Origin of the sequence: Mycobacterium sp. NS-7484, assembly GCF_001953975.1 — a bacterium.
Lineage (GTDB): Bacteria > Actinomycetota > Actinomycetes > Mycobacteriales > Mycobacteriaceae > Mycobacterium.
Genome location: NZ_MBEJ01000077.1, coordinates 74,548 through 86,938 on the forward strand (window position 1 = coordinate 74,548; position 12,391 = coordinate 86,938).

Consider the following 12,391-nt stretch of genomic DNA (forward strand, 5'->3'; position numbering starts at 1 on the left):
CCGGTGAATGTCGCGCCCGACGAGCTGACCGGCTCCGAGCAGGCAGTCCTGCTGGTACTGATGGCCGAGTCCCGGCCGGTGCCCAACCCTGAGCTGGAACGGCTGGGGCCCAAGCTCGACAAACCCCGCCGTGACCGGCTCAACCGGCTGGGGTTGATCGAGTCCACCGGCACCCGCCCGCTCGTCCACGAACTGACCGATGCCGGTTGGGCCCTGTGCCGGGCCCTGTTCGGCGCCGACGCGCCGCCTCGATCCACCGGACAGGGCAAGGCGTTGTACACCCTGCTGGGCGCGTTGCACCGTTATTTCGAGCAGTCCGAGCTCGTACCCGCCGACGTGTTCCTCCCGGCCGAGCCGGCCGAGCCGGAGTCGCCCGAGCCGGAGTCGCCCGAGCCGGAGTCGCCCGAGCCGGTTGCCGCCGACCCGGAGGTCCGGCTGCGAACCGCCTACACCGGGCTCGCTGCCCGGCCGGGCGGCTGGGTGAGCCTGCTGCGCCTGCGCCAGGCCGTCCCCGAGCTGCCCCGTCCCACCGTCGACGCCGCGCTGATCAGCCTCTACCAGCAACCCGGCGTCAGCCTGATCCCCGAGGAGAACCAGAAGGTGCTCACCCCTGCCGATCGCGACGCCGCAGTGGAAATAGGTAACCAGGACAAACACCTGATCGCGATCGAGTCCTGATGGAACTCTCACACCGCGAAGCGCTCAGCGCGCTTCGCCTGACTTGGGCGCCCACCGCCGACGACCTGTGGCATTCACAGGGCGCGCTGCATGTCCGCGGCCTGCACGACCGGGCGATGTCCGATGTCATGGCCGCGTTCGGGGATGCCGAACGGGAAACCGACTCCAGCCCATTGGGTGTGGTGGTGCGCGGTCCGGCCGGCTCCGGCAAGACCCACCTGCTCGGCCAGGTACGCGAACAGATCCAGACCGGCGGCGGCTACTTCTTCCTCGTCGAACTGCTCGACGCGGCCGGCTTCTGGCAGTCCGCCCGGGCCGGCATCCTGGAAAGCCTGGGCCGCCCCGGCAGTGAGCGTGAGACCCAACTCAAAGACCTGTTGTGGGAGCTGTCCTCGGTGGCCCACATCTCCCGGGCCAACCGCCGGGCAGTGATCGGCGACGACGACCTGACGCCTGAGATCCTCACCGACTTCGTCAACGCACTGCACAAGGTGCACCGGCACACCGTCCGACGCGCACACCACACGCTGCGCGCCCTGGTCCTGCTGGGCGCCGGTGACCTCGAGCTGCAGGACATCGGCGAGGCGTTCCTGACCGGCAGCAGCGCGAACGAAACCTGGGGCCTGCCGGCACCGACACTCACCGCACAGGAATCCGTGCGCGACATCTCGCGGCTCGTCGCCCTGGCCGGACCGTCGGTGCTGGCGCTGGACCAGATCGACACCTTGCTGGCCCAGTCGGTCGACCGCACCGACGGGGCCTCAGGCACCGGGGCATCGGGTGCCGGCGACCTCGAACACATCGCCCACGGCCTGATGGCGATCCGGCAGACCATGCGACGCACCGTCGGGGTGGTGGCCTGCCTTCCCGCGGCGTGGGAGGCGATCCAGGACCGGGCCACCGCCACCGTCCAGGATCGCTTCCGGACCACCGCGATGTTGCAGGGCCTGCCGACCCCGGAAGTCGGCCGCGCCATCCTGGAACGGCGTTTCACCGCCAGCTACGCAGCGATCGGTTTCACCGCGCCGTACCCGAGTTGGCCGATCCTGCCGTCAGCGTTCGACGAGGCCACCCAGTACACCCCGCGCCAACTGCTCAAGCGCGCCGACACCCACGTCCGACGCTGCCTGGACCGCGACACGATCGAGGAACTGGCTCACCTCACCGGCGAGGTGAGCCGGCCCCACGAACCCACGGGCGAGACCGTGCACGGCGACACCGGCGAAATCGACCGGCGCTTCCTCGAGTACCGCCGCCGGGCGGTCACCGTCGCCGCGCTCGACCCAGACGGCGAGGACACCACGATGCCCGGCCTGCTGTCGGCGGCCCTCGATGCGTGGATCACCGAACTCGGTGAGGCCGGGCAGGCGTTCCGTCCCGATCCGCTCCCGGGCCAACGGGTGGTGCTGCACGGCCGGCTGCGCCAGACCCTCGACGCCACCACCGATGACGAGCGGCACTGGGCATTCCGCGCCATCGCCTCCGGCAATGCCGTCGCGGTGCAGAACCGGATCCGGAAAGCCTGGGAGGCAACCGGTTTCAATCCAGACCGGCGCCAACTGTTCCTGTTGCGCAACACGCCGTGGCCGAAGGGCGCCAAAACCGCGGTGGTGATCGCCGAGTTCGAGGCGGCCGGCGGCCGGGTACTGCCGATGAGCGAAGACGACATCCGCACCATGACCGCGCTGCGCGACCTGATCGACGACAACCACCCGGACCTGCCCGAGTGGCTTCGCCGGCGCCGCCCGGCCCACGGGATCGGCTGGCTGCGCGCCGCCCTCGGTGACATCGCGGGTGATCCGCCACCAGACCGGGTCACCGTCGAGGTCGAACCCGAGGTCGAAACCGGTCCGATCCGAATCAACCCACCGGTGATCGAGCATTCGGCCACCGCGGTCACCCTGGGGGTGGACAGCGCCGGCGGGCGCGCCGTATCGGTCGACCTGGCCGCGCTGCGCAAGCACACCGCGATCTTCGCCGGTTCCGGCTCGGGCAAAACCGTGCTGATCCGTCGTCTGGTCGAGGAGTGCGCGCTGCGGGGCGTGTCGTCGATCGTGCTGGATCCGAACAACGATCTGTCCCGCCTCGGTGAACCCTGGCCCGAGCCGCCCCCGGGCTGGACCCCGGCCGACGATGCACGTGCCGACGAATACTTCGACAACACCGAGGTGGTCGTCTGGACCCCGCGCCGATCGACGGGGCGTCCGTTGTCCTTCCAGCCGCTTCCCGATTTCGCCAGCGTGATCGACGACGATGACGAGTTCTCCGACGCCGTCGAATCCGCCGTCGCCGCGCTGGAACCGCGGGCCCTGATCGCCGGCAACACCGCCAAGGCCGAACGGTCCCGGGCAGTGCTGCGCGAGGCCTTGCGGTTCTACGGCGCCGGTCCTTCGGTGAGCCTGGGCGGCTTCATCGACCTGCTGGCCAATCTGCCCATCGAGGTGAGCGCCTTGGGTGGGGCGCACAAGCTGGCCGCGGAACTGGCCCAGAACCTGCGTGCGGCCACCGTGAACGACCCGCTGTTCGGCGGGGCCGGCACCGCCGCCGATCCCGGGACGCTGTTGACCCCATCGCCCGGCCACCGGGCCCGGGTGTCGGTGATCAGCATGGTCGGGCTCACCAACGACCAGCAGCGCGAAGGATTCGTCAACCAGCTTCAGATGGCGCTGTTCGCCTGGATCAAGCGCAACCCGGCCGGCGACCGCCCGCTGGGCGGGCTGTTGGTGATGGACGAGGCGCAGAACTTCGCCCCGTCCGGCCATCTCACCGCCTGCACACACAGCACCCTGGCGCTGTCCGCGCAGGCCCGCAAGTACGGGCTGGGACTGGTGTTCGCCACGCAGTCCCCCCGCGGTCTGCACAACCACATCCCCGGCAACGCCACCACACAGTTCTACGGCCTGCTGAACTCCCCCGCGCAGATCGCGGTGGCCAGGGAGATGGCCCGGGTCAAGGGCGGCAACGTGCCCGACATCAGCAAGTTGCGGTCGGGCCAGTTCTATCTGGCATTGGAAGGCAACGCCTTTCACAAGATCCAGACGCCCTGGTGCCTGTCGCACCATCCGCCCAGCCCGCCGACCACCGACGAGGTGCTGACGCTGGCACAGCGGGAGCTGGTGTCCCGCTAAAGCAGCGTGGCGCTGCCGTCGGGGTGTACCTGCACCGCGGCCCCGGCGATGTCCTGCGACATGGTGGCCGCGGCCTGCGACTCGTCGACGATGCGGGCCAGGGTGCGGCCACCGTCGGGGGTACGTACCGCCAGGAAGGCCCGCTCGGCGCCACCGTCACGACCGACCGGCGTGGTCCAGGACTCCACCGTCCCGGTGCCGGTGAAGTCCACCCGCAGTTGGCGCGTCGGCTCGGCATCGACCTCGGATTGCACATCCTGCCAACGGAATTCGTGGGCCGGCGGCTCGGTTCCATACACCCCGAAGCTGTGTTTGGTGAGATAGCCGCCGTTGGCGGTGATCAGGCCCCGCGTGCCCGGCGCGGACACCAGCCGCTCGGCCATGGTGGCGATCGAGTGCGACACGTAGTTGTTCCACGGACCCCCGGCGAAGGTCAACCCGCCGGTGACCGTGAGCGGCCGGGACGGATCGTCCAGCGGCAGGCCGATCTCGGCCGCGGCCACCTGCACCGCCGAGGGAAAACACGAGTACACGTCGACGAAGTCGACGTCGTCGGCGGCCACCCCGGCCAGCTCCAGAACCCGCCGCCCTGCGATCCGGATCGCCGGTGACCGGTAGAGCTCGGCCCGCTCACCGATGGCGTAGGTGTCGTGCGAATCCGTCCCGGCATACGGGAAAACCCAACGGTCGCTGGGAATCTGCAGCGACGTCGCCTTCCCGACGGTGGTCAGGATCAACACCGCACCCTGGTCGACCATGTTGTTGGAGTTCATCAGCTTGGTGTAAGGCCAGCTGATCATCCGGTTGTCCGGGCCGGGCTGCCAGATCTGCTCGGCGGGCAGTTCATCGCGGCTCCAGGCGTGCGGATTGGCGGCGGCCACCGCGCTGAACCGCGACCACAGCGCACCGATCCGGCGACGATGGGCATCGCTGGTCTCCCCGGCCGCGATCCGCAACGCCTGTTCGAACATCGGATACACATATGCCGGGCGGTCCAGGTCGATGCGCAGCTCGGCCTCGCCGGCCATCGGCACGCCCTCGTGCGCGCCCGGCGCTTCGGGCACCGATTCGTCCTGACGGGTCCAGTCGGGTTTGGCCCCGACGGCGCGCAGCCGGCTGCGGGTGCGCCAGGTTTCGGCGCCGGCGATCAGCACCACCTCGGCCCGGTCGCCCAACAGGTCCCGGCACGCCTCGTTCACCAGCGTCTGCGGCACGTTGCCGCCCACCCCGGTGTAGCGGGTCACCGCCTTGTCGGCCCGGATCCGTTGCGCCAGCAGCAAACCTGGGTCCCGGTAATGCCAGGACAGCAGATTGACGATCCGCACCGAGTCGACGGCTTCCAGAACCCGCGGGTCGGCGGCGGTCCGGGCCGCCGCCACCATGAGGTCGACGGGTTCGACCGCCGGATCATCCTGGTGCTGGTTGACCTGGCCGTAGCCGACGAGGACGGGGGTTCGCGGGTCGAGGCTTCTGGGCACCGGCATGCCCACGAACCTAGCCGTTGGTTGACCGGTCCCGATTCGGGTACCCGGCTTCCGAGCGCCATTCACCCGAACCGACCACCATGGAGACATGAGCGACGCGACCCTCTCACCGGCCTTGACCGACACGGAACTCGAAAAGCTCGATGAATATTGGCGAGCGGCGAACTATCTGTCGGTCGGACAGATCTATCTGCTGGACAATCCGCTCCTTAAACAGCCCCTGGTGGCCGACCACATCAAGCCGCGGCTGTTGGGGCACTGGGGCACCACGCCCGGGCTGAACCTGCTGTACGCGCATCTGAACCGGATCATCCGCGAGCGCGACGCCAACGTCATCTACATCACCGGACCGGGTCACGGCGGTCCGGGTCTGGTGGCCAACGCCTACCTGGAAGGGACGTACAGCGAGATCTACACCGGCATCGGGCAGGACACCGATGGTTTGCGAAAACTGTTCCGGCAGTTCTCTTTTCCTGGTGGCATCCCCAGTCATGTGGCAGCCGAGACACCCGGATCGATCCACGAGGGCGGCGAGCTGGGCTATGCCCTGGTACATGCCTACGGCGCGGCGTTCGACAATCCGGACCTGGTGGTCGCGTGTGTGGTCGGTGACGGCGAGGCCGAGACCGGCCCGCTGGCCGCCAGCTGGCATTCCAACAAGTTCCTCAACCCCGTGGTCGACGGCGCGGTCCTGCCGATCCTGCACCTCAACGGCTACAAGATCGCCAATCCGACAGTGCTGTCCCGGATTCCGCAAGAAGAGCTCGAATCGCTGTTCTACGGCTACGGCTACCGGCCCATCACCGTGGCCGGCGACGACCCGGCCAACGTGCACCAGCAGCTGGCGGCGGCCATGGACGAGGCGTTCGACCAGATCGCCGCGATCCAGCGCGCGGCCCGCCTCGACGGCGAGCCGGGCCGTCCGCTGTGGCCGATGATCATCATGCGCACCCCGAAGGGCTGGACCGGCCCGCACGAGGTGGACGGCAAATTGGTCGAAGGCACCTGGCGGTCCCATCAGGTGCCGCTGTCAGAGACCAGGACCAACCCCGCGCACATGGTTCAACTCGAGGCATGGCTGCGCAGCTACCGGCCCGAGGAACTCTTCGACGCCGAGGGTGCGCTGCGGCCGGATCTGCGCGCGCTGGCCCCGAGCGGGACTCGGCGGATGAGTGCCAATCCGCACGCCAACGGCGGGTTGCTGCTGCGCGACCTCGACCTCCCGGACTTCACCGACTATGCGGTCACCGTGCAGCGACCGGCGGCCGAAACCGCAGAGGCGACGAAGGTGCTCGGCACGTTCCTGCGCGATGTCATCGCCCGCAACCCCGACCGCTTCCGGCTGATGGGTCCGGACGAGACGGCGTCGAATCGGCTCTCGGCGGTGTTCGAGAAGACCGACAAGATTTGGCAGGCCGAGACGCTGCCGGTCGACGAGAACCTCTCGCCCGAAGGCCGGGTGATGGAAGTGCTGTCCGAGCACCTCTGCCAGGGCTGGCTGGAGGGCTACCTGCTGACCGGTCGCCACGGGTTGTTCAACTGCTACGAGGCGTTCGTCCACATCGTCGATTCGATGCTCAACCAGCACGCCAAATGGTTGTCCAGCAGCGCGCACCTGTCCTGGCGGAGGCCGATCGCGTCACTGAACTATCTGTTGACCTCGCATGTGTGGCGTCAAGACCACAACGGCGCGTCCCACCAGGACCCGGGCTTCATCGACCACGTCGCCAACAAACGTCCCGAGGTGGTCCGGGTGTACCTGCCGCCGGACGCCAACACTCTGCTTTCGGTGGCCGACCACTGCCTGCGCAGCAGGCAGTACGTCAACGTCGTCGTCGCCGGAAAGCAACCTGCGCTCACCTATTTGACGATGGACGAGGCCGTTGCCCACTGCACGCGCGGACTCGGCATCTGGGAGTGGGCGAGCAACACCACTGGCGAACCGGATGTGGTGCTGGCGTGCGCCGGCGACATTCCCACACTCGAAACGCTGGCTGCCGCGGACATCCTGCGCCGCAAGCTGCCCGACGTGTTGGTGCGGGTCGTCAACGTGGTCGACATCATGCGCCTGCAGCCGGAGTCCGAACATCCGCACGGGTTGCCCGAGCGCGAGTTCGACTCGATCTTCACCACCGACAAGCCGATCATCTTCGCCTATCACGGCTACCCGTGGCTGATCCACCGGCTGACCTATCGGCACACTAACCACGACCAGCTCCACGTGCGCGGGTTCAAGGAGCGCGGCACCACGACAACACCCTTCGACATGGTGATGCTCAACGACCTGGACCGCTTCCATCTGGTCATGGACGTCATCGACCGGGTGGACGGGCTCGGCGCCCACGCCGCCGGGTTGCGCCAGGAGATGGTCGATGCCCGCCTGGCCGCCCGCAGCTACACCCGCGAACACGGTGAGGATGACCCCGCCATCGCCAATTGGACCTGGACCACGTTGTGACCTGGCTAATTGCGCCGCGCCGGTACGATTAGCGAGTTATGTCTGATTCGAGCGCCACGGCTGCGGCCCCCCACCCGGTGATGGCCCAGCTTTCTGCGCTGCATCATTTCCGGATCTACGCCGACATCGGCATCGTCGTCGTCATCCTGACGTTGACCAACCTCATCGCGCACTTCACCACCCCGTGGGCCAGTGTCGCCACCGTCCCGTCCGCCGCGATCGGTCTGCTGATTCTGGTCCGGGCCCGCGGCCTGGGCTGGGCCGAGCTGGGATTGGGCCGGGAACACTGGCGCGCCGGTGTCGGGTACGCGCTGGCGGCGGTGGCGCTGGTGGTCTCGGTGATCGCCGTCGGGACGATGCTGCCCTGGACGCGGCCGATGTTCATGAACGACAACTACGCCACCATCTCGGGTGCGCTGCTGGCCTCGATGGTCATCATCCCGTTGCAGACCGTCATCCCCGAGGAGTTGGCGTTTCGCGGGGTGCTGCACGGAGCGCTGAACCGCGCCTGGGGTTTCCGCGGCGTCGCAGCCGGGGGCTCACTGCTGTTCGGCCTCTGGCACATCGCCAGCTCGCTGGGGCTGACGAGCGAGAACGTCGGCTTCACGCGGCTGTTCGGCGGGGGTGTGTTCGGCATGGTCGCCGGGGTGGTGTTGGCGGTCGTGGCCACCGGTGCCGCCGGCTTCATCTTCACCTGGCTGCGCCGACGCAGCGGCAGTCTGATCGCACCGATCGCGCTGCACTGGTCGCTCAACGGGGTGGGCGCACTGGCCGCCGCCCTGGTGTGGCACCTGTCGACTTAGCCTCCGGCGCGCGCCCGGTTTCGCGCCCGGAACTCACGGTTCTTCAATTTGTTGCCGCACTCGGACATCACGCACCACGTGCCGCCATGGTTGCGCGAGCGGTCGTAGAACGCCCACCTGCAGTCGGCGTTCGCACACGCTTTCAGCCGGGTCCAGGTGCCGTCGCGCTGCGCATCGCGCATCACCAGCAGCAGCTCGAGCAGCCGTTCCCTGACGCTGTCGCCGGCGGCTGACAACTCGATCTGCCCGTCGGGTGCCAGTTTGACCCTCGCGGTGGCCGCCTCCGTCAACGCTCGTAGTTCGGCATGGTGTTCAGGTTGCGGCGGTGGCCCACCGGTGTTGTGGACCAGCAGGGCGCGCAACGCTTCACGGACCCGGCGCACCTGTTCCAGCTGGCCCGGCGTGGGCCGATCACCATCTGCGAGCCAGCCGTGGGCCCTCAGCCACGGCACAGCGGCACTCGGGTCGGCGAGCCGATCGGCGCCTGACGGTAATTCGAGGGTGTTGACCAAGGCCTGGATCCGGGCCAGCGGCTCGGGCGCGGGTTTGGTCTCGGCATCACCGAGCCAGGTTCTCGTCACCTCTCCACCGTACCGCCGTGACCGCTTAAATGGTTTGACTAGTCATTCATGACCAGCGTAGGTTCTTAGATAGTCACGTATTGACGGCCCGACACCACGGAAGCTACGAGGGATCGCCGTGAACGACAATCGAATTTCCGCCCCGCCGAGGCGCACGGCCGGTTTGTCACCGGCACACTGCCGCCCGACCCTGCGGGCCCGCCTCACCGCCCGCGTGCGCGCGCCACGACTCGACGCCCTGCTGGCCGTCGGTGCGCCGACGCCCCCGGGAAGTGCCATCGCGCTCCGCGCCGCCCGTCTGACGTCAGCCTCGGAGCGGGAGGCGATCGCCCGGGTATTGCGTCGTTGCGTGCGCGAGGCCACGAGCGACAGCATCTTCTTGTCGTCGCGAATCCCGTTGCACCGCAAGAATATCGCTGCAGCTCAGCCGATCATCGAGACGATCACCTTGCGTCTGCATTCACCGTCGGCGGTGGAGGCCCGCGGGATGGCGCGCTTGTCCCGACTGATCCATGACGGGCTCGGACCGATGTACGCCTTCGGGCATGGCGATCTGACCGGCAGGTTGGGTGCTGCGCTGGCCGCGCTCTGAGTTACACCCGCAGCACCGCCGCACCGGCGATGCGCCCGGCACTGAGATCGAGCAGCGCCTCGTCGGCACGGTCCAGCGGATAGACCGGTGCACTGACCGCCAACCGGTGTTCGCCCGCGAACGCCAGGAAATCGCGGGCATCGGCCCTTGTGTTGGCGGTGACCGAGCGAATCTCGCGTTCTTCGAACAGATGTCGCCGGTAGTTCAGGGCCGGGATGTCGCTCAGATGAATGCCCGCGATCGCCAGCACACCACCGCGGTCCAGGGCCGCCAACGCGGGCAGGACCAGATCACCCACCGGGGCGAACAGGATTGCCGCATCCAAGGGTTCGGGCGGCAAGTCGGCACTCCCCTGCACCGACGACGCACCCAACGTCAGCGCGAGTTCGCGGGCCCGCTCACCGCGGGTCATCACGTGCACGCGGGCACCGCGCGCCAGCGCCACCTGTGCCGTCAGGTGCGCGCTACCCCCGAAACCGTAGAGACCCAGGCGGCCGCCGGCGGGCAGATCGGTGCGCAACAGCGCCCGATAGCCGATGATTCCCGCGCACAACAACGGCGCGAGCTCGACGTCTGAGTACCCGACCGGCAGCCGGAGTGCGAATGCACTGGGCACGGTGGTGAATTCGGCATACCCGCCGTCGGCATCCCACCCGGTGTAGCGCGACGACGGACACAGATTCTCCCGTCCGCGCAGACAGTACCTGCACTGTCCGCAGGTATGACGCAGCCAGGCGACGCCCACGCGGTCGCCGCAGCTGAAGCCGACGGTATCCGCGCCGACTGCGACCACCTCACCGACGACCTCGTGCCCGGGGATGACGTGCGGCCGGTGTACCGGCAGATCCCCTTCGGCCACGTGCAGGTCGGTGCGGCACACCCCGCAGGCCCGTACCTTGACGAGCAGCTCCCCGGCTCCGGGCTGCGAGATTCCCACGCTGACCCGGTGCAGCGGTCGCGAGCCCATCGGTCCGGGATCGACCACCTGCCAGGCGGTCATCGCCCGGGTGGGCATCGCGGTACCGGTCAGCTGTCCCGGCGCACCATCCCGACGATCCACAACAGGATCACCGAACCGAGGATCGCGGTGAACAGCGTGAACCACCAGCCACCGCCGGCCGTGTCGAGGAAGAAGCTGAGCAGGAATCCGCCGATGAGCGCACCGATCACACCGATGACGATGTTCATCAGGATGCCGGCGCCACCACCTTTGACGATCTTGCCCGCGATCCACCCGGCGATCGCGCCGATGATGATGTAACCGATCCAGCCGACACTCGTCAGCGTGGAGGAACGAGCCAGGATTTCGGTAGCCGCCATTACGTCCATTGCAGATCTCCTGCCTGTCACTGGCTATGCCCAGCGGGCTCGCTGAGCCACACCCAAGGTGTACCCGCAGAACGTAACAATTCAGCTGGTCAATTGGGAACGATCAGGCTCGACCGCCGCCCGGCACAGCCGGACATCGACGGCGAAGACGTGAACGGGCAAACGCAGATCACATTGTCGCCGCCCGCGGACGTGATTACCGTTGTCTTCATCTGGCAACGCGCTGTGAAGGCAGACCGGCCCCGACCCAGAACGTCCACCAGCACGCTCTCCCCGGCCCCACCGATCACTTCCACCGCACCGCGCGGTGCCGGCAAACATCGGCCCGGCGATGGGGACGGAGAAAGAATCATGAGGACATTTATCGGCTTGACCGCGTGTGCGCTGGCCGCCGGCGGCATCGCACTGGCCGGCGCCGCCCCGGCCGACGCCGGCTGCCAGGGTGGTTGGACGCCGTGGGGCGGCGGGACCACGTGTGACGGCCCGATCGGACAGGACGGAAGCTTTCAGCGCTGCGTGACCGCCGGGGCCATGGGCTTCGGTGGCACGAACTGCTATCTGATGAACGTCAACAACCTCGAAGGAAATGTGCCGTACGTCGGCCCCTGATCGAGGTGCGACGTACGGCAGCCGGGCCGTGATCAGGCCGGCGGCATCATCTCCGGCGGGGCGTTGGTGACCGGCACCGGCACCCCGACACCCGGGTGGGCCGGATCAGCCGGTGGTGGCGGCGCATTGGGATCGGGCTGGGCCGCCGGCGGCGGAGTCCACGGGCGGATCGAGTTGGCCAGCGCCACGGCTGCGGCCTTGTCCACCGGATGGTTGGCCGACCCGAGCCACACCACGAACCAGCGTTCCGGGGCCCGCTGTCCGCGCGGGGTGCCCGGAGGCGGCGGCGCACCGACCACACCGGCCCAGATCTGACCGTTGGGCTTGTTGGCGTCGGTGAACTTCACCTCGTAGTACGACGCCACACCCGTGAGGCCGTTGGCGTCCAGCGGCACCGTCTCCTGATTCACCCGGGTTCCGGGGAACGGCATGAAGAACTCGCCCATGTCGGAGGCCAACCGGACCGCAGCCTTGGCATTGTCCGCCTCGGCGCCGGCGAACAGCTTGAGGTCGAGGCGCCCCAGCAGCACGCTGGTGTCGTTCGGCGGCTCGGGTGTGCCTTCCGGCGGAATCTTGGTCAGCAGCGCCTGTCCGTAGGACAGTTGGGTCGCGTCGGACACCTTCCAGCCGCCGGGCACGACATAGCTGAATCCACCCGCAGCGTTGTCCACCCGGCCGGGCTCGGGGGCGGGAGGCGCCGGAGCAGGCGCGTTCGGGTCCGCGTCGGTA

At 68.4% G+C, this 12,391-nt stretch carries 11 protein-coding genes; 6 read left to right on the forward strand and 5 right to left on the reverse strand.

What is annotated here, in order from left to right:
• The first annotated feature begins 3 nt into the window (after nucleotides 1-3).
• Nucleotides 4-678, forward strand: coding sequence for a hypothetical protein (locus A5733_RS13715; RefSeq protein ID WP_076240498.1), 675 nt, complete (start codon nucleotides 4-6; stop codon nucleotides 676-678).
• A complete protein-coding gene (locus tag A5733_RS13720; RefSeq protein ID WP_076240499.1) occupies nucleotides 678-3,806 on the forward strand; it encodes a helicase HerA domain-containing protein in 3,129 nt (1,042 codons plus the stop codon). The genes A5733_RS13715 and A5733_RS13720 overlap by 1 nt, the downstream gene beginning before the upstream one ends.
• Here A5733_RS13720 and A5733_RS13725 read toward each other — a convergent pair.
• Complete coding sequence (locus A5733_RS13725; RefSeq protein WP_076240500.1) at nucleotides 3,803-5,290, reverse strand: acetyl-CoA acetyltransferase; 1,488 nt, start codon at nucleotides 5,288-5,290, stop codon at nucleotides 3,803-3,805. The two genes, A5733_RS13720 and A5733_RS13725, sit on opposite strands and share 4 nt — an antisense overlap.
• Nucleotides 5,291-5,378: 88 nt before the next feature.
• Between A5733_RS13725 and A5733_RS13730 the strand changes: the two genes are divergently transcribed.
• Together A5733_RS13730 and A5733_RS13735 are read left to right on the forward strand one after the other, a co-directional pair.
• Nucleotides 5,379-7,748 carry a phosphoketolase gene (locus A5733_RS13730; protein WP_076240501.1) on the forward strand — a complete coding sequence of 790 codons (2,370 nt, stop codon included), beginning with the start codon at nucleotides 5,379-5,381 and terminating at the stop codon, nucleotides 7,746-7,748.
• Between the two features lie 38 nt (nucleotides 7,749-7,786).
• Nucleotides 7,787-8,551 (forward strand): CPBP family intramembrane glutamic endopeptidase, encoded by a 765-nt coding sequence (locus A5733_RS13735; protein WP_076240502.1) that lies wholly within the window; start codon nucleotides 7,787-7,789, stop codon nucleotides 8,549-8,551.
• Here A5733_RS13735 and A5733_RS13740 read toward each other — a convergent pair.
• Complete coding sequence (locus A5733_RS13740) at nucleotides 8,548-9,132, reverse strand: CGNR zinc finger domain-containing protein (RefSeq protein ID WP_076240503.1); 585 nt, start codon at nucleotides 9,130-9,132, stop codon at nucleotides 8,548-8,550. The genes A5733_RS13735 and A5733_RS13740 overlap by 4 nt on opposite strands.
• Before the next feature lie 118 nt (nucleotides 9,133-9,250).
• Between A5733_RS13740 and A5733_RS13745 the strand changes: the two genes are divergently transcribed.
• Entirely contained in the window at nucleotides 9,251-9,724 is a 474-nt protein-coding gene (locus A5733_RS13745) for a hypothetical protein (protein ID WP_083666172.1), read from the forward strand.
• A 1-nt stretch (nucleotide 9,725) separates the two neighbouring features.
• On the opposite strand, the gene A5733_RS13750 is transcribed toward A5733_RS13745, so the two are convergent.
• A complete protein-coding gene (locus A5733_RS13750; RefSeq protein ID WP_142253987.1) occupies nucleotides 9,726-10,739 on the reverse strand; it encodes a zinc-binding alcohol dehydrogenase family protein in 1,014 nt (337 codons plus the stop codon).
• Between the two features lie 11 nt (nucleotides 10,740-10,750).
• Nucleotides 10,751-11,053, reverse strand: coding sequence for a GlsB/YeaQ/YmgE family stress response membrane protein (locus tag A5733_RS13755; protein WP_067768702.1), 303 nt, complete (start codon nucleotides 11,051-11,053; stop codon nucleotides 10,751-10,753).
• A 351-nt stretch (nucleotides 11,054-11,404) separates the two neighbouring features.
• Here A5733_RS13755 and A5733_RS13760 point away from each other — a divergent pair, with 351 nt between their 5' ends.
• Nucleotides 11,405-11,662 (forward strand): hypothetical protein, encoded by a 258-nt coding sequence (locus A5733_RS13760; protein WP_076240518.1) that lies wholly within the window; start codon nucleotides 11,405-11,407, stop codon nucleotides 11,660-11,662.
• Between the two features lie 32 nt (nucleotides 11,663-11,694).
• Here the strand turns inward: A5733_RS13760 and A5733_RS13765 are convergent.
• On the reverse strand, nucleotides 11,695-12,391 hold a 697-nt coding region (locus tag A5733_RS13765), incomplete at its 5' end, for an APA family fibronectin-binding glycoprotein (RefSeq protein WP_076240519.1).

Bases quoted from the DNA above. Each gene is read 5' to 3' on its own strand.
- A5733_RS13720 (WP_076240499.1), top strand. From the start codon at position 678: ATGGAACTCTCACACCGCGAAGCGCTCAGCGCGCTTCGCCTGACTTGG.
- A5733_RS13725 (WP_076240500.1), bottom strand. From the start codon at position 5,290: ATGCCGGTGCCCAGAAGCCTCGACCCGCGAACCCCCGTCCTCGTCGGC.
- A5733_RS13730 (WP_076240501.1), top strand. From the start codon at position 5,379: ATGAGCGACGCGACCCTCTCACCGGCCTTGACCGACACGGAACTCGAA.
- A5733_RS13735 (WP_076240502.1), top strand. From the start codon at position 7,787: ATGTCTGATTCGAGCGCCACGGCTGCGGCCCCCCACCCGGTGATGGCC.
- A5733_RS13750 (WP_142253987.1), bottom strand. From the start codon at position 10,739: ATGCCCACCCGGGCGATGACCGCCTGGCAGGTGGTCGATCCCGGACCG.
- A5733_RS13755 (WP_067768702.1), bottom strand. From the start codon at position 11,053: ATGGACGTAATGGCGGCTACCGAAATCCTGGCTCGTTCCTCCACGCTG.
- A5733_RS13760 (WP_076240518.1), top strand. From the start codon at position 11,405: ATGAGGACATTTATCGGCTTGACCGCGTGTGCGCTGGCCGCCGGCGGC.